Annotated in this window: 14 protein-coding genes; 10 read left to right on the top strand and 4 right to left on the bottom strand. The window is 67.8% G+C overall.

Going from position 1 to position 16,420, the window contains the following annotated elements:
• Window positions 1–112 precede the first annotated feature (112 nt).
• From ACGLHS_RS06910 to ACGLHS_RS06900, 3 genes are all read right to left on the bottom strand, one after another.
• On the bottom strand, window positions 113–1,147 hold the full coding sequence (locus tag ACGLHS_RS06910; protein WP_394478092.1) for a hypothetical protein: 1,035 nt from the start codon (window positions 1,145–1,147) through the stop codon (window positions 113–115).
• Window positions 1,144–1,386, bottom strand: a complete 243-nt coding sequence (locus tag ACGLHS_RS06905; protein ID WP_394478090.1) for a hypothetical protein — start codon at window positions 1,384–1,386, stop codon at window positions 1,144–1,146. The genes ACGLHS_RS06910 and ACGLHS_RS06905 overlap by 4 nt, the downstream gene beginning before the upstream one ends.
• A gap of 478 nt (window positions 1,387–1,864) precedes the next feature.
• Window positions 1,865–2,833 carry a LysR family transcriptional regulator gene (locus ACGLHS_RS06900; RefSeq protein WP_394478088.1) on the bottom strand — a complete coding sequence of 323 codons (969 nt, stop codon included), beginning with the start codon at window positions 2,831–2,833 and terminating at the stop codon, window positions 1,865–1,867.
• Between the two features lie 113 nt (window positions 2,834–2,946).
• Between ACGLHS_RS06900 and ACGLHS_RS06895 the strand changes: the two genes are divergently transcribed.
• The gene (locus ACGLHS_RS06895) at window positions 2,947–3,951 is read left to right on the top strand and encodes a Bug family tripartite tricarboxylate transporter substrate binding protein (RefSeq protein WP_394478086.1); all 1,005 of its coding nucleotides are present in this window, start codon (window positions 2,947–2,949) and stop codon (window positions 3,949–3,951) included.
• A 21-nt stretch (window positions 3,952–3,972) separates the two neighbouring features.
• Window positions 3,973–5,520 (top strand): amidase, encoded by a 1,548-nt coding sequence (locus tag ACGLHS_RS06890; protein WP_394478084.1) that lies wholly within the window; start codon window positions 3,973–3,975, stop codon window positions 5,518–5,520.
• A gap of 57 nt (window positions 5,521–5,577) precedes the next feature.
• On the opposite strand, the gene ACGLHS_RS06885 is transcribed toward ACGLHS_RS06890, so the two are convergent.
• Window positions 5,578–6,366: a DeoR/GlpR family DNA-binding transcription regulator gene (locus ACGLHS_RS06885; protein ID WP_394478082.1), complete on the bottom strand. Its 789-nt coding sequence runs from the start codon at window positions 6,364–6,366 to the stop codon at window positions 5,578–5,580.
• A 214-nt stretch (window positions 6,367–6,580) separates the two neighbouring features.
• Between ACGLHS_RS06885 and deoC the strand changes: the two genes are divergently transcribed.
• From deoC to ACGLHS_RS06845, 8 genes are all read left to right on the top strand, one after another.
• Window positions 6,581–7,660 (top strand): deoxyribose-phosphate aldolase, encoded by a 1,080-nt coding sequence (gene deoC, locus ACGLHS_RS06880; protein ID WP_394478080.1) that lies wholly within the window; start codon window positions 6,581–6,583, stop codon window positions 7,658–7,660.
• 4 nt (window positions 7,661–7,664) lie between these two features.
• Entirely contained in the window at window positions 7,665–10,088 is a 2,424-nt protein-coding gene (locus ACGLHS_RS06875) for an aldehyde dehydrogenase family protein (protein ID WP_394478078.1), read from the top strand.
• 114 nt (window positions 10,089–10,202) lie between these two features.
• Complete coding sequence (locus ACGLHS_RS06870) at window positions 10,203–10,655, top strand: RbsD/FucU family protein (protein WP_394478075.1); 453 nt, start codon at window positions 10,203–10,205, stop codon at window positions 10,653–10,655.
• Window positions 10,656–10,659: 4 nt separating this feature from the next.
• Entirely contained in the window at window positions 10,660–11,619 is a 960-nt protein-coding gene (locus ACGLHS_RS06865) for a ribokinase (RefSeq protein ID WP_394478073.1), read from the top strand.
• A gap of 19 nt (window positions 11,620–11,638) precedes the next feature.
• Window positions 11,639–12,691: an ABC transporter permease gene (locus tag ACGLHS_RS06860; protein ID WP_394478071.1), complete on the top strand. Its 1,053-nt coding sequence runs from the start codon at window positions 11,639–11,641 to the stop codon at window positions 12,689–12,691.
• A gap of 12 nt (window positions 12,692–12,703) precedes the next feature.
• Entirely contained in the window at window positions 12,704–13,708 is a 1,005-nt protein-coding gene (locus ACGLHS_RS06855) for a substrate-binding domain-containing protein (RefSeq protein WP_394478069.1), read from the top strand.
• A gap of 11 nt (window positions 13,709–13,719) precedes the next feature.
• A complete protein-coding gene (locus ACGLHS_RS06850) occupies window positions 13,720–15,309 on the top strand; it encodes a sugar ABC transporter ATP-binding protein (protein WP_394478067.1) in 1,590 nt (529 codons plus the stop codon).
• Window positions 15,306–16,349 carry an ABC transporter permease gene (locus ACGLHS_RS06845; RefSeq protein WP_394478065.1) on the top strand — a complete coding sequence of 348 codons (1,044 nt, stop codon included), beginning with the start codon at window positions 15,306–15,308 and terminating at the stop codon, window positions 16,347–16,349. Before ACGLHS_RS06850 ends, ACGLHS_RS06845 begins: the two co-directional genes overlap by 4 nt.
• Window positions 16,350–16,420 lie beyond the last annotated feature (71 nt).

Genomic DNA, 16,420 nt, shown 5'->3' with positions numbered 1-16,420 from the left:
GACAGGAACGAGGAGAATTTCTCGCTGCAGCAAGTTTTCCTTTTTCGATCGCAAGCCGTCAGGTCGTGCTCAGGCGATCTCTTTCAGGCGAACTCGCAGCCTCATCAAACGGCTACTTCAACGTTGCGCCACCTCGCGCGAAGTACTGCCCCGACAGCCGCGCGAACTGGCCGCCATCGGTGTTGATCGTGGTTTGATGCGCTCCACCCGCGCTGAAGACAATCGCGAACGTGTGGATGTCGCCGTACTCCTGCGTGTTGCGCAGCATGTAGTCGACATGGTTGTCGCGATAGTGCTGATCGGTTCCACCGGGCGTGTCGGACGGAACACCCATCGGCGTCTGCCACCACAGGATCGGAAGGCCATTGCCCAGGGCCGCGCGATAGTCCGAGATCTGGTTCTGCGACTCGTGGAAGTTCGGGCTGGCAACGTCGCTTGCGTCCCAATAGAACGGACCGCTTCGCCCCGTGCATTCCGCGGGCGGCGATGCCACTTCGCGGCAGCCCGCATCGCGGTCGCTCGTCTGCGCGACGATGAAGTCCGCCTGGTCCGCCCCGACCGCCCGCATCTGCGCGCCGAGCGCGGCCGCGGTGCCGCTCCAGAAGGCAGGCGGGAACCCGACCAGTGCCTTGGGCGCGACCTGCCTGCCCATCTGCACCAGGCATTGGCCGATGCCTGCGGCGGTGTTCGGCAACGCGGCGCATTCGGGCTGGCTGTTCACGAGCGCCGTCATTTGCGTCGCATCGCGATTCGGTGCCTGCGAAACCACGAAGCCCCAGAAGTCCGGCTCCAGGTTGATGAGAACGGGTGTGCCGAGTGCGGCGATGCGCTGGTACATCAGCCGGACCTGAGCCCAGTAGTTGTTCATGAAGGTCGCGTCGGTGAGGTCGCTCAGATTGCCCTCGCCGTTCTGCGCCATCTGGTAGAGCGTGAACATCGGAACCGCACCGTAAGCCTGGATGGCCTGCGCGGCGAACGTGATGTAGGCGCCATCAGGGCTGTTCCACGTGGGCCAGGCGCCTGCGCCAACGCCTACGAGGTAGTTGTCCACGATGTCGGGGTGAATGTCCTGGCTTTTCATCTGATCGATGGCGTTGCCCGAGCCGAGTCCGACCAGCACCCGCGAGGGCTTGCCTAGCTTCGTCACCAGTGCGGCGGTTGCAGCGATGGGCGGCGTGCCACCTGTGCCACCTGTGCCACCTGTGCTGCCTGTGCTGCCTGTGCCACCTGTGCTGCCTGTGCCACCTGTGCTGCCTGTGCCACCTGTGCTGCCTGTGCTGCCTGTGCTGCCTGTGCTGCCTGTGCTGCCTGTGCTGCCTGTGCTGCCCGTGCCGCTGCCACCTTGGCCATCACCACCTTGACTGCCACCGCTGGGACCCAAGCCAATCAGGCCAGCCAAGCCACCGCCTTGATTGCCGCCACCACCACCACCACCACAGGCAGACAGGAGCACCGAAAGCATCAGCGCAGAAACACATCGTCGAGGAAACATCATCATGGGAGTCGTTCTTTGAGATTGAAGAGAAGCTGCCACCGCACGCGGCGCGTACTTCGCTTCCGGGATCTGCCGACGACCGCGTCCGGCCTCTGGCTGCTCAGCAGGCGCGGCCCTCTCCCCAATGACACGCTGCGCGATGGCGCGGCGATATTTGCAGGGAAAGGTGTTTTCGACTACGCCGATGAATGGGATGCAGCCACTCATTTTTCAAGGCAATGCGCCAAGCCTCGCTCGCAGGCTCTGCACGAAAAGCCTCTGCATCGGATGCAGGCTCGAACACCATCGAGGCAATGCGCCCCGGTGCCTAGACCCGCTCCGCAGCGAAGATGAAAAAGAGAAAAAGACGGGCCGTCGCCCGCCCCAGCATCAAGCGCAGAGCACTTCGCGCAGGTGCTCGACGAAAGCGCGCGCCGCGTCGGGCAGGCGCCGGCCCGCCATGCTCTGCACCTCGAAATGCCGCTCGTTCATCTCGCGGTCGCGCAAGGGGAGCGCAACGATCGTGTGGTTCTCGAGCTGCTGGCGCAGTGCAAGCTCGCCGCAGAAGGTCACAGCCTGGCCGTGGGCTGCGTAGTGCACGAGTGGATAGAGGTGGTCGCTGGTCAAGGCCGCTTCGAGCGGCAGGCTCTGGCGGGCGCAGCTGATGTTGAGCAGCTGGCGCAGCGTCGACGTGCTGGCCGGCAGCGCGAGCGGGTAATGCACCACCTGCGCGAGCGACACCTGCCGCCGCGCGGCCAATGGGTGAGACGGCGCCATGATCGCGCGCACGGGCGATGGGTAGCGGATCTCGACGTCCAGCCCTTGCTCCGAACCCAGGCTCACCGTCACGCCGAGATCGACCAGGCCTTCGCGCACGCGGCGCGCCACTTCGCGCTGCACGCACATGTCGAGCGAAAAGCGGATGCCGGGGCAACGCGCCTGAAACGCCGCCACCAGGGCCGGCAAGAACTCGTAGGCAAAGCCCTCGGTCGCGGCCAGGCGCACCTCGCCCTTGCGCAGGCCACGCAGCGCGAGGATGTCGTCGGTCACCCGTTCGATGTCGAGCCATGCGCGACGCGCGTGCGCCGCCAGCAGCTCGCCAGCCGAATTGAGCGCCATGCCACGGGCGCGCCGCTCGAACAGGAGGGTGTCGAGTTCGCGCTCCAGCCTGCCGATCTGGCGGCTCACGGCCGAAGGTGCCACGTTCAATCGCGCGGCCGCTTCGGTGACCGAACCGACGCGCGTCACCTCCAGGAAGTAGCGCATCGACTCCTCCTGCAGCACGCGCTGGTTGATCGCGCGCTTCGCGCGTGCGCCGGCGTTTTTAGGGGCTGAAGGCTTGGCGGTGGGGAGTTTCATCGGCGTTCTTCTGCATTGCGTTTGCGGCAACGCAACCTTCCAATCATTGTGCTTGCTACACGGCAGGGCGTGCTCCAGCATTTCCCCTCTTCCCTCTACAGAAGGATCTGTCCATGAACACTCCCCGTCCGCAAGCGCTGAACCGACGATGGTGCGGTGCCGTCCTCGCAGGCTTGGTCGCATCTCTCGGCACGGCCATGCCCGCCCTGGCGCAGCCGGCCTACCCGGTGCGCCCTGTCACGCTGGTGGTGCCGTATCCGCCGGGCGGTAGCGCGGACACGGTGGGGCGCCTGGTCGGCCAGCGCCTGTCGGTGGAGCTCGGGCAGCCGGTGCTCATCGACAACCGGCCCGGTGCCGGCACCGCGGTCGGCGCGGCCTTCGCGGCAAAGGCGGCGCCCGACGGCTACACCCTGCTGCTCGGCTCGGGATCGACGCTCACGATGAACCCGGCGATCCGCCCGAACCTGCCCTACGACGCGCTCGGGAGCTTCGACCCGATCGCGATCGTGGCGCGCATCCCGCTGATCCTGCTGGCCAACAGGAACGTGCCCATCGGCAACGTCAAGGAGTTCGCCGCGGCGGTGCGTGCAACGCCGGACAAATACTCGTACGCCTCGTTTGGCACCGGCACTTCGTCGCACTTCACGGGCGAGATCATCCTGCAGGCGGTGGGCGCGAAGATCATGCACGTGCCCTACCGGGGCAGCGCACCGGCCATGACGGACCTGATCGGCGGACAGGTGCCGTTCTCGGTCGACACCGTCACCGCCGCCCTCCCCCAACTCAAGGGCGGCAAGGTCAAGGCAATCGCGGTGACCACCGCGCAGCGCTCCTCCCAGTTGCCACAGGTCCCGACCTTTGCCGAGGCCGGCTACCCCGACGTCGATGCCGATACCTGGATCATGTTCGTGGCGCCGAAGGGCACGCCCGCGCCGGTGCGCGAGCGGCTGGAAAAAGCGCTCGCCAAGATCGTCGCCACGCCCGAAGCCAAGGCCGCGCTGCAGGCCCAGGGCGTGGAGCCCGCCTTTGGCGGGGCCGCCGCCTCGGTCGCGCAGATCGAGCGCGAACTGCCGCTCATGCGTGCCGTTGCCCGGCGCGCCAACATCCAGCCCGATTGATCGCGGCACATCACTGAACCCATGACCCACTTCTCTTCTTCCTCTTCCTCCGGGCTTGTCGAGCTTTCCGCGGTCGAACTGCGGCGGTTGATCGGCACGCGCGCCCTCTCGCCGGTCGAACTGCTCGAGGCATGCATCGCGCGCATCGAGCAGCTCAACCCCTTCGTCAATGCCGTGACCGCCACGTGCTACGAGCGCGCCCGCACCGAGGCCCGCGCCGCCGAGCAGGCCGTGATGCGCGGCGAGCCGCTCGGCCTGCTGCATGGCCTGCCATTGGGCGTGAAAGACCTTGAGCCGACGGCCGGGCTGCTGTCCACCATGGGCACGCCCACCCTGCGCAACCACGTGCCGTCGAAAGACATCGAACTGGTGCGCCGACTGCGCGCGGCCGGCGCGATCGTGGTGGGCAAGACCAACGTGCCCGAGATGGGCGCAGGTGCCAACAGCCGCAATCCGGTGTGGGGCGCCACGGGCAACCCCTTCAACCCCAACCTCAATGCCGGTGGCTCCTCGGGCGGTTCGGCCGCGGCACTTGCGCTGGACATGCTGCCGCTGTGCACCGGCTCCGACACCGGCGGCTCGCTGCGCATCCCGGCTGCCAAGTGCGGCGTGGTGGGCCTGCGGCCTTCGCCGGGCATCGTGCCCAGCGTGCGCAGAACCTTGGGCTGGTCGCCGATCTCGGTGGTCGGCCCGATGGGGCGGGACGTGGCCGACGCCTGCCTCCAGCTCGCGGCCACGGCGGGCCCGCATCCGGGCGACCCCTTGAGCTATCCGCTGGACGCGGCCGCCTTTCTTCGGCCGGAGCCGCAGGATCTGTCGCGCCTTCGCGTGGCCTGGACCACGGACTTCGGACACTGCGACGTCGACCCTTCGATCCGCCGCACGATGCGCGATCGCATGGGCGCGATGCGCGGGCTCTTCGCGGCCTGCGACGAGGTGCACTTCGACCTGGGCGATGTGCACCGCTGCTTCGACGTGCTGCGCGCGGAGGCCTTCGTCGCCAGCATGCGCGAGGCCTACGAACGTGCACCTGAAAGCCTTGGGCCGAACCCGCGCAGCAACTACGAGATGGGCGCACGCATGAGCCTGCAGGACGTGGCCTGGGCACAGGCGGAGCAGACGCGCATCCTCCAGCGCTTCCAGAAGGTGTTCGAGAACTACGACCTCGTGCTGTCGCCCACGACGCCGGTGTCGCCCTTTCCCTGGACGCAGCCGCATGCGGCGCAGGTCGACGGCCGGCAGCAGGAGAACTACTACCGCTGGCTCGCACTGACCTACGTCGTGACGCTGACCACCCACCCTGCGATCACCCTGCCCTGCGGGACCGACGAGGCAGGCATGCCGTTCGGCTTGCAGGCCGTGGGACGTTTTCGCGGCGACCTTGCGCTGCTGTCGGCCGCGCAGGCGATGGAGCAGGCCTTTGCACCCGATGCACGGCTGCGTCGGCCGCGCCCCGATCTCTCGCGGCTGCGCAAGGCCGAGCCCGCACTCGATTCGATCGTGACCGCGCCGCCCGATGATCGATGCGCCAGCGTGCCTACTGATGGCGCGGCCGCACCGGTCGTCTGAATCCCTCTCGCTGCGCCGTTGCACACGGCCGTGCGTGGCTCTCCGATCCAACGCGATTCAGGCGTTCGAGGGCCGCGCAAACTCGATCGGCAAATCCTTGAACTGCTTGCGCAACCCCGGCGCAGGCGCCCCGCCCACCACGATGCGCGCAAACGCATCGAGTGGGCTGAAGAAGGCGGGCCGCAGGCGATTGAGCTTGCTTTCATCCACGATCAGAAAGCTCTGCGATGCACTGCGGATCGCCGCCTGCTTCACCGGCACTTCGTGAAAGTTGGAGCAACTCACGCCCCGCTCCAGGTCCAGCCCGCCGGCTGAGATGAAGGCCTTGTTCACGCCCAAGCGATTGAGATATTGCAGCCCCTCGTCGGAAAAGAAGGTGGCCGACGACGCGTGGTACAGCCCGCCCAGCAGCATCAACTGCGTGTTCGGCCGGCGGCTCAGGATCGACGCGATGTTCGTGGAGTAACACACCACGCTCAACGGCATGTCGGGCGGCAAGGCCTCCGCGAAATGGGCCATGGTGGTGCCGCAATCGATGAACAGGCTGTCGTGCGCCTGCACCCACGTCGCGGCACGCTCGCAGGCCACGCGCTTGTGCGCCGCGTGCTGGTCGCTGGCCTCGTCGAGCGAGTACCTGTCGGCGCCCGGCAGCGTGGTCGCAAGCACGTAACCGCCGAGGGCCGCGAGCGGCGAATCGGCGGCCGACAGGTCGCGGCGGATCGTCATTTCCGTCACGTCCAGCCGCTGGGCGGCCTGCTTGATCGGCAACGGCCCGCCCGCTTCGACGAGCTCCTGCATCTTTGCAAGGCGCAAGGCCCGGGCCTCGGCGCCGGCGGTCTTTCGCATGTTCTGGTTCCTCTGGTCCACAAGCCCGAGTATCGGGCATCGAAAATGTTATTTCAAAAACATCTTGCGCAGTTAAATGTTATTGAAATAACATTCACAACGATACGCCGCCGGCCCTGCACGACGGCATGCACAACGACCGGAGACAAAGAGACATGCCCCTTGCCTGCCTGCCGCTCACGCGGCGCCTGCGCGCCCTGGCGCCCTTCACTCCATGACCTCCACTTCCCTCGTTCGCGCCAGCGGCGCGGTGCGTTCGCGCCCCGTCCCATCCGCCGCGCCTGCATCGCCCACGGCTGCTGCTGCCAGCGCCGTTGCGACGGTGCCCGACACCAAGCCGCACGCCATCGCACGCAACACCGCGCAACCCTTCGACAGCGGCTGGTTCGACAACCTCCGCGTCAACCTCTCTGCCGCCGAGCGCCGCGTGGCCACGCTGCCCGGTCGCCGCTCGGTCAAGAAAGATGCGCAGGCCGGCTGGCTGCTCAAGGCCATCAGCTGCATCGACCTGACCACGCTCAACGGCGACGACACGGCCGAGCGCGTGCGCAGGCTCTGCGCCAAGGCCGTGACGCCGGTGCGCCCCGACCTGCTGGCCGCACTGGGCTTTGCAGACCGCACCCTGCACACCGGCGCGGTCTGCGTCTATCACCGCTTCGTGGCCACGGCTGTCGATGCGCTCGCAGGCACCGGCATTCCGGTGGCTGCCGTGTCCACGGGCTTTCCGGCCGGGCTGATTCCGCACGAGCTCAAGCTCAAGGAGATCGAAGCCTCGGTGCGCGATGGCGCGGCCGAGATCGACATCGTCATCACGCGCGAACACGTGCTCACCGGCCAGTGGCAAAAGCTCTACGACGAGATGCGCGACTTTCGCCTGGCCGCGGGCGATGCGCATGTGAAAGCCATCCTTGCGACCGGCGAACTGAAGACGCTGCGCAACGTGGCCAAGGCCTCGATGGTCTGCATGATGGCCGGCGCCGATTTCATCAAGACTTCCACCGGCAAGGAAGGCGTGAACGCCACGCCGCTGGTCACGCTGGTGATGCTGCGCATGATCCGCGCGTACGAAGCCCGCACGGGTTTTCGCGTGGGCTACAAGCCGGCAGGCGGCGTGTCCACCGCCAAGACCGCGCTCGACTACCAAGTGCTCATGAAGGAAGAGTTGGGCCGCGCCTGGCTCGAGCCCGACCTGTTCCGCATCGGCGCCTCCACGCTGCTGGCCGACATCGAGCGGCAGCTGGAGCACCACGTCACGGGCCGCTACTCGGCCTTCCACCGCCACCCGATCGGATGACCCGATGAGCAGCAGCCAGAACAACAACAGCAGCAGCGTCGCACGCTATTTCGACACCATGGACTACGGCCCCGCGCCAGAGAGCGACACCGACGCCCGCCAATGGCTCGCGCGCCATGCCGAGGGCTTCGGCCATTTCATCAACGGGCGCTTCACCGCTGCATCGGCCGGCCCGCAGTTCGACACGGCCGAGCCGGCCACGGGCCAGCGCCTTGCAGGCATCGCACAAGGCTCCGCGCAGGATGTGGACGCGGCCGTTGCCGCAGCGCGCGCTGCGCAGCCCGGCTGGCTGGCACTCGGCGGCCATGGCCGCGCACGGCACCTGTACGCCCTGGCGCGCATGGTGCAGCGCCATGCACGCCTGCTCGCGGTGGTCGAGGCTCTGGACAACGGCAAGCCGATCCGCGAGACCCGCGACCTCGACGTGCCGCTGGTGGCGCGCCACTTCTATCACCACGCTGGCTGGGCGCAGCTGCAGGAACGCGAGTTCGCCGACCAGGTGCCGCTGGGCGTGATCGGCCAGATCATTCCCTGGAACTTCCCGCTGCTCATGCTGGCCTGGAAGATCGCGCCCGCACTGGCACTGGGCAACACGGTGGTGCTCAAGCCGGCCGAGTTCACGCCGCTGAGCGCCCTGCTCTTCGCCGAACTGGCGGTGCAGGCCGGCCTGCCTGCTGGCGTGCTGAATGTGGTGACCGGCGACGGCGCCACGGGCGCGGCGCTGGTCGCGCACGAAGGCGTCGACAAGATCGCCTTCACCGGCTCGACCGACGTGGGCCGCCTGATCCGCGAGGCCACCGCAGGCTCGGGCAAGTCGCTCACGCTGGAGCTGGGCGGCAAGTCGCCCTTCATCGTGTTCGACGACGCGGACATCGACGCCGCGGTCGAAGGCGTGGTCGATGCCATCTGGTTCAACCAGGGCCAGGTGTGCTGCGCCGGCTCGCGGCTGCTGCTGCAGGAAGGCATTGCGGCCGACTTCATCGAACGCGTCAAGCGCCGCATGCAAAGCCTGCGCGTGGGCTCGCCGCTGGACAAGGCGATCGACATCGGCAGCCTGATCGACCCCTTGCAACTCGAACGCGTGCGTTCGCTGGTGGCCACCGGCGTGCGCGAAGGCGCGGCCTGCTACCAGCCACCGGGCGCGTTGCCCGCGGGCGGCAGCTTCTTTCCGCCCACGCTGCTGACGGGCGTGCACCCGGCTTCCACCGTCGCGACCGAAGAGATCTTCGGGCCGGTGCTGGTGACCATGACCTTCCGCACGCCCGACGAAGCGGTGGCACTGGCCAACAACACGCGCTACGGGCTCGCAGCCAGCGTGTGGAGCGAGACCATCGGCCTTGCGCTGGGGATCGCACCGCAGCTGCAGGCCGGCGTGGTGTGGGTCAACGCCACCAACCTGTTCGACGCGGGCGTGGGCTTCGGCGGTTATCGCGAATCGGGCTACGGCCGCGAAGGCGGACGCGAGGGCTGCTACGAATACCTGAAGCCGCGCGCGTGGTCGGAGCGCAAGCCGCGTTCGGCCACTGCGACGCCTCAAGCGGCCAACGAAGCAGACAAGGCGCCGACCGCTGCCGGGCTCCCGGCCATCGACCGCACGGCCAAGCTGTTCATCGGCGGCAAGCAGGTGCGCCCCGATGGAGAGCTGTCGTATCCCGTGTTCTCTTCCACCGGCCAACGGCTCGGCGAGGTGGGCAGCGGCAATCGCAAAGACATCCGCAATGCCGTGGCCGCTGCGCGCGCCGCCGCAAGCTGGTCGACCGCCACGCCGCACCGCCGCGCCCAGGCGCTCTACTACCTGGCTGAAAACCTCTCGGCACGCGCCGGTGAATTCGCCACGCGCATCGCCAGCCTGACTGGCGTGGCCGCACGCGCCGCGCACGCGGAGGTCGATGCCTCGGTAAGCCGCCTCTTCGCCTACGGCGCATGGGCCGACAAGTACGAAGGCACGGTGCACGTGCCGCCGTTGCGGGGCGTGGCGCTGGCCACTGTCGAAGCCATCGGCGTGGTCGGCGTGGTGTGCCCCGACGAGGCGCCGCTGCTGTCCTTTGTGAGCCTGCTCGCACCGCTGCTCGCCATGGGCAACCGCACGGTGATCGTGCCGGGCGAAAAGCATGCGCTGGTCGCGACGGACTTCTACCAGGTGCTCGAAACCTCCGACCTGCCGGCCGGGGTGGTCAACCTCGTGACCGGCCCTGCCGCGAGCCTTGCGCAGACGCTGGCCGAGCACGACGACGTCGATGCGCTCTGGGTGTTCGGCGCGAAGGAGCTGTCGCGCACCGCCGAGCGGCTGTCGATCGGCAACCTCAAGCGCACGCTGGTCGACCATGGCCTGGCCACCGACTGGCACGACGGCGCGGCCGCCGAGGGCCCGCTGTTCCTGCGGCATGCCACGCAGATCAAGAACATCTGGATTCCCTATGGCGAATGAACGTGGCGTGCACACCGAAACCAAGGGAAATCCCCGAATAGCAAACGTTTGCGCAAACGTTTTCCTTAACTAAGAATTGCGACCACAAGAACAGTTCCATTTGCAGGAGACAACATGCTGAAGTCCATCCATCCACTGCTCAACGCCGACGTGCTGTACGCCTTGCGTGCCATGGGCCATGGCGACGAACTGGTGCTGTGCGATGCCAACTTTCCGGCCGACTCGGTGGCGCGCCAGACCACGCTGGGCCGGCTGCTGCGCATCGACGGCGTGGGCACCACCGAGGCGGCGCGCGCCATCCTGTCGGTGCTGCCGCTCGACGAGGCGGTGGACGATCCGGCACGCCGCATGGAAATCATGGGCCAGCCGCACGAGATCCCGCCGGTGCAGCAAGAGATGCAGCGCGAAATCAATATGGCCGAGGGGCGCGTGCGCCCGCTGGGCTCCATCGAACGCTTCGCCTTCTACGAAGCCGCGCGCCGCGCCTACTGCGTGATCGCCACCGGTGAGCGCCGCTTCTACGGCTGCTTCATCTTCAAAAAGGGCGTGCTTGCGCCGCAGGCCTGACCCCATGAGCGTCGTCACTTCCAGGCAGCACGGCGTGGCCGTGCTCGGCATCTTCGTCGCCGACCTCGCATTCCGCGCATCCAGCCTTCCGGGCGTGGGCCAGACCATCGCCGGCTCGGGCTTCGCGATGGGCCCGGGTGGCAAAGGGTCGAACCAGGCCGTGGCGGCCGCGCGCGCGGGCGCCGTCGTCACGTTCATCTCGAAGCTGGGGCAGGACGCCTTCGGCAACGACGCGCTCGCCCTGTGGTCGCGCGAAGGCATCACGCCGCGCGCGCCGCAAGTGACGACGCAGCCGACCGGTGCGGCGTTCATCTACGTGCATGAAGTCACCGGCGACAACGCCATCATCGTGGTGCCGGGCGCCGCGACGCTGATCGATGCCGCCGACGTCGATGCGGCGGCCGACGCGATCCGTGGCGCGCGTGTGTTCGTCACCCAGCTCGAACAACCGGCCGCCGCCGCGCGCCGCGGGCTGGAGATCGCACGCGAGGCCGGCACGGTGACGGTGTTCAACCCCGCGCCCGCCCTGCCCTTCGACGACGCACTCTATGCGCTGTGCGACTACATCACGCCCAATGAGCACGAAGCCGCAGCCCTGAGCGGCATGCCCGTCGAAACCATCGAGGACGCGCGCCGCGCGGGCGACTTCTTCCTGGCCAAGGGCGTGGGCTGCGCGCTCATCACGCTCGGCGACAAGGGCGCCCTGCTGCACAGCGCCAGCGGCTCCGAGCACATTCCGGTGTTCCGCGCCGGCGCGGTGAAGGAAACGGCCGGCGCCGGCGACGCATTCAACGGCGGCTTTGCAACCGCGCTGGCCGAAGGCGCCACCGCCCGCGAGGCGGCACGCTTCGGTGCGGCGGTGGCCGCCATCTCGGTGACACGTGCCGGCACGGCGCCCTCGATGCCCACGCGCGCCGAGGTCGATGCGCTGCTGAGCCAAGCCCAAACCGCCCAAGCCGTCTGACAGGACCAGGACCCTGCCCATGAAGCTCAAGTTTTCAGACCGCGAACTCAACTTTCTGGTTGGCATCAACGTACTCATCCTCGTGGTGGCGACGGTGCTCTCCAAAGGAGACTTTCTCGACGTCTACAACTTCCAGTCCATGGGCGGCCAGCTGCCCGAACTCGGCCTGCTGGCCATGGGCGTGGCGCTGTCGATGATCTCGGGCAATGGCGGCATCGACCTGTCGGGCGTGGCACTGGCCAACCTGGCGGGCGTGGTGGCCGCCACGCTCGCGCCGCAACTGGCCGCACCCGATGTGTCGCCGTGGCTCTACACCGGCTGGTTCGCCGCCGTTGCGCTGGCGGTGGGCCTGGCCGGCGGCTTGCTCAACGGCGTACTGATCGCGAAGGCGGGCCTCACGCCCATCCTCTGCACCCTGGGCACGCAACTGCTCTACACCGGCCTGGCCGTGGTGCTCACGGGTGGTTCGAGCCTGCGCGTGGGCGATGCCGAGGCGCTCTCGGCCATCGGCAACGAGATGGTGCTGGGCGTGCCGATTCCGTTCGTGATCTTCCTTGCCCTGCTGCTGGCCGTCGGCTGGCTGCTGCGGCAGAGCCCTTTCGGCATTCGCCTGTTTTTGCTCGGCACCAACGCCAAGGCGGCGCGCTACGCCGGCATCTCGCAGGCCCGCATGCTGATCGCCACCTATGCGCTGTGCGGCTTCCTCGCGGCCGTGGCCGGCGTGATCATCGCGGCGCGCACCGCAAGCGTGAAGTCGGACTACGGCAACTCCTACCTGCTGATCGCCATCCTCATCACGGTGATGGCGGGCGTGCGGCCGCAGGGCGGCTACGGACGCATGGTGTGCCTGTTCTTCTCGGCGGTGGCGCTGCAGCTGCTGTCGAGCACCTTCAACCTGCTGGAAATCTCCAACTTCTTCCGCGACTGCGCCTGGGGCCTGTTGCTGCTGTTCTTCCTGGCCTACGGGCGCTTCGGCCTGCAGGACCTGCGTGCCTTTCTTTCCACTTCGCGCACCAGCGCACCGCCGCATCAGCCCCCTCCTGGCGCGACGCAAAGAAACCTCGAGGGCTAGGAGACAAAAGAGATGCTGAAGAAAACAAAGATCGCCTACACCGCACTCGCACTGACCACCGTGGCCTTTGCCTCGGCACTGCACGCGCAAGGCAAGCCGCAAGACATCGTCACCGTGGTCAAGATCACGGGCATCAGCTGGTTCAACCGCATGGAAGTGGGCGTGAAGGAGTTCGGCGCCAACACGCCGGGCGTGGTCACGCGCCAGATCGGCCCGGCCCAGTCGGACGCCGCACAACAGCAGCGCCTGGTCGAAGACCTGGTGGCCAAGAAGGTCGATGCCATCGCCGTGGTCTCGATGGACCCGCCCACGCTCGAGCCCGTGCTCAAGCGCGCGATGGAGCGCGGCATCAAGGTCGTGACGCACGAGGCCGACAACCAGAAGAACACCATGGTCGACATCGAGGCCTTCGACAACACGGCCTACGGCGCGCGCATCAACGAGCGCCTGGCAGCCTGCATGGGCCAGCAGGGCAAGTGGACCTCGCTGGTCGGCTCGCTGGGCAGCCAGTCGCAGGTGCAGTGGGCCGACGGCGGCGCGTCGAACGCCAAGAAGTACCCCAAGATGCAGCTGGTCGATGCCAAGAACGAATCGCTCAACGATGCAGAAAAGGCCTACGGCAAGGCCAAGGAAATGCTGCGCAAGCACCCCGACCTGAAGGGCTTCCAGGGCTCGTCGTCGCTCGACGTGCTGGGCATCGGCCGCGCCGTGGAAGAAGCCGGCCTGCAAGGCAAGGTCTGCGTGTTCGGCACGGGCCTGCCGAGCGAGGCGGCCAAGTTCCTCGAATCGGGTGCGGTGGGCGGCATCGCCTTCTGGGACCCGAAGGACGCGGGCCTCGTCATGAACAAGGCGGCCAAGATGCTGATCGACGGCAAGACCATCACCGACGGCGCCGACATGGGCGTGCCGGGCTACAACAAGGTCTCGGTCAAGAAGGGCCCGGGCGTCGGCATCATCGTCACGGGCCAGGCCTGGGTCGAGGTCGACAAGCAGAACTACAAGAAGTACGCCTTCTGAGCCTGCGAACCATGACCCTTGCAGCAGCGCCCTCCCCACGCGCCTCGCACGCCCCGGCCGCGCCGGCGGGGCGCCGCGTCTTTCTTGAAGTGCAGGACGTGCACAAGCGCTTTGCGGGTGTGCATGCGCTGCGCGGCATCGACCTGACCATCGAGGCCGGCGAGATCTACCACCTGCTCGGCGAGAACGGCTGCGGCAAGAGCACGCTGATCAAGATCATCTCGGGTGCGCAGCCGCCGAGCCAGGGCCGCATCGTGATCGACGGCAAGCCGCACGATGCGCTGTCGCCGCTGCAGGCGCTCACGCTCGGCATCGAGACGGTCTACCAGGACCTCTCCTTGCTGCCGAACATGAGCGTGGCCGAGAACGTCGCGCTCAGCGAGCAGCTGGTGAGCACCAGCGGCAAGCTGGCGCGCCGCTTCGACCGCAAGGCGGTGGCGGCCACGGCCGTGCGCGCGCTGCAGACGGTGAAGCTGCCGACCGACGCCGCCTTCCTGGCGCGCCGCGTCGACGAGCTGCCGATCGCCACGCGCCAGCTGGTGGCGATCGCCCGCGCCGTGGCCACGCGGGCGCGCATGGTCATCATGGACGAGCCCACCACCTCGCTCACGCAGAAGGAAGTGGACAACCTTGTGCACGTGGTCGAGGCGCTGCGCGCGCAAGACGTGGCGGTGCTGTTCGTGAGCCACAAGCTCGACGAGTGCATGGCCATGGGCGGCCAGGCCATCGTGTTCCGCGACGGCACCAAGGTCGCGCAGGGGCCGATCAAGGACTTCACCAAGGCCGAGCTCGCGCACTGGATGACCGGCAAGCAGCTCGACGGCGCACGCTACCGCCACCGCTCGCACGACGGCGACGCGTTGCTGAAGGTCGAGGCACTGGGCCGCGGCACGCAGTTCAGCGACGTCGGCTTCACGCTGCACAAGGGCGAGATCCTCGGCATCACCGGGCTGCTCGATTCGGGCCGCAACGAACTGGCGATGGCGCTCGCGGGCGTGCAGGCCGCAGACCGGGGCCGCATCGCGCTCGCCGGAAAAGAGATCGTGCTGAAGACCCCCGTCGACGGCATCCGCCAGGGCATCGGCTATGTGCCCGAAGACCGGCTCAGCGAGGGCCTTTTTCTCGACAAGCCGATCCGCGACAACATCGTCACGGCCGTGCTCAACCGCCTGCGCGGCCGCTTCGGCGCACTCGATGCCCGCCAGTGCCAGGCGCTGGCCGAGCGCACGGTGGCCGACCTGCAGATCGCCACGCCCGATGTGGACCGCCCCGTGCAGTCGCTCTCGGGCGGCAACCAGCAGCGCGTGCTGATCGGGCGCTGGCTTGCCATCGATCCGCGGGTGCTGATCCTGCACGGCCCGACCGTGGGCGTGGACGTCGGCTCCAAGGACACCATCTACCGCATCGTGCAGCGGCTGGCCGAACAAGGGCTGGGCGTGATCCTGGTCAGCGACGACTTGCAGGAGCTGCTGCAGAACTGCGACCGCATCCTGCTGATGCGCAAGGGCCGCATCGCCCACGACTTCGACGCGCAAGGCCTGCCCGAAAGCGAGCTGTACCGCGCGCTGGTTTCCGATACCCCCTCTCCCGCATTCTCATGACGGCTTCCACCATGCAAGCGCACACCACCGCTGTGCCCACGGCGCCCGAACCCAAGGCCCGTACGTCCTGGCGCCAATGGCTCGCGCAACGCCCCTCGGTCTTCACACTGGCGCTGATCGTGCTGGTGAGCCTGGTGGTGGGCGCGATCAACCCGAGCTTCTTCCAGCTGCCGGTGCTGTTCGACATCGTGCGCGCCTGCACGGTGCTGGGCCTGTTCGCGCTCGGCGTGCTGATCGTGCTGGCTGCGGGCGGCATCGACGTGTCGTTCGCGGCGATTGCCGCGCTCACGATGTACAGCATCACCAAGCTCGTGCTGAACTACTTTCCGGAAGCACCGATCGCGCTGCTGCTGGTGGCGGGCGCGGCCAGCGGCGCGCTGCTCGGCGTGCTCAACGGCCTGCTGGTGCATTGGCTCAAGGCGCCCTCGCTGATCGTGACCATCGGCACGCAGTACCTGTACCGCGGCATCCTGCTGACCTTTGTCGGCACCGTGTTCTTCATGAACGTGCCGCTGCCGATGGACGCCTTCGGCAAGCTCGCGCTCTGGCGCTTCGACACGCCGCAGGGCCTGCATGCGGTGCTGCCGGCCACCGTGCTGGTGCTGGTGGGGGCGGCGCTTCTCACCTGGTGGTTGCTGAACCGCACGCTGATCGGCCGCGCGGTGTATGCCATCGGCGGCAGCCTGGCGATTGCGGAGCGGCTGGGCTACAACCTGCGCACCGTTCACATCTTCGTGTTCGCGTACGCGGGCTTCCTGTCGGGCCTTGCGGGCATCGTGCATGTGTCGAGCACGCGGCTGGCCAACCCTTTCGACCTGGTGGGCAACGAGCTGGACGTGATCGCCGCCGTGATCCTCGGCGGCGCGCGCATCACCGGCGGCAGCGGCACCGTGGGCGGCACGCTGCTCGGCGTGGTGCTGGTCACGCTCATCAACAACGTGCTCATCCTGGCGGGCGTGCCGAGCACCTGGCAGAAGGTCATCATCGGGGCCTTCATCCTCGTGGCGGGGGCCTGCTTCGCGATGCGCAAGCAGGGCTGAGGGCTGCTGCAGCGCGCGAGCGCAGTGAAAAGCCGGCCCGGTCTGGCCGGCTTGTTCGAAGGGGAATGGAC

It is taken from the genome of Variovorax sp. VaC1, from assembly GCF_043658315.1.
Taxonomy (GTDB): Bacteria; Pseudomonadota; Gammaproteobacteria; order Burkholderiales; family Burkholderiaceae_C; genus Variovorax.
Note: the sequence above shows the minus strand (reverse complement) of the source record. Positions and strands in the feature narration are given on the sequence as shown.

Bases quoted from the DNA above. Each gene is read 5' to 3' on its own strand.
- ACGLHS_RS06900 (WP_394478088.1), bottom strand. From the start codon at position 2,833: ATGAAACTCCCCACCGCCAAGCCTTCAGCCCCTAAAAACGCCGGCGCA.
- ACGLHS_RS06895 (WP_394478086.1), top strand. From the start codon at position 2,947: ATGAACACTCCCCGTCCGCAAGCGCTGAACCGACGATGGTGCGGTGCC.
- ACGLHS_RS06890 (WP_394478084.1), top strand. From the start codon at position 3,973: ATGACCCACTTCTCTTCTTCCTCTTCCTCCGGGCTTGTCGAGCTTTCC.
- ACGLHS_RS06885 (WP_394478082.1), bottom strand. From the start codon at position 6,366: ATGCGAAAGACCGCCGGCGCCGAGGCCCGGGCCTTGCGCCTTGCAAAG.
- deoC (WP_394478080.1), top strand. From the start codon at position 6,581: ATGACCTCCACTTCCCTCGTTCGCGCCAGCGGCGCGGTGCGTTCGCGC.
- ACGLHS_RS06875 (WP_394478078.1), top strand. From the start codon at position 7,665: ATGAGCAGCAGCCAGAACAACAACAGCAGCAGCGTCGCACGCTATTTC.
- ACGLHS_RS06870 (WP_394478075.1), top strand. From the start codon at position 10,203: ATGCTGAAGTCCATCCATCCACTGCTCAACGCCGACGTGCTGTACGCC.
- ACGLHS_RS06865 (WP_394478073.1), top strand. From the start codon at position 10,660: ATGAGCGTCGTCACTTCCAGGCAGCACGGCGTGGCCGTGCTCGGCATC.
- ACGLHS_RS06860 (WP_394478071.1), top strand. From the start codon at position 11,639: ATGAAGCTCAAGTTTTCAGACCGCGAACTCAACTTTCTGGTTGGCATC.
- ACGLHS_RS06855 (WP_394478069.1), top strand. From the start codon at position 12,704: ATGCTGAAGAAAACAAAGATCGCCTACACCGCACTCGCACTGACCACC.
- ACGLHS_RS06850 (WP_394478067.1), top strand. From the start codon at position 13,720: ATGACCCTTGCAGCAGCGCCCTCCCCACGCGCCTCGCACGCCCCGGCC.
- ACGLHS_RS06845 (WP_394478065.1), top strand. From the start codon at position 15,306: ATGACGGCTTCCACCATGCAAGCGCACACCACCGCTGTGCCCACGGCG.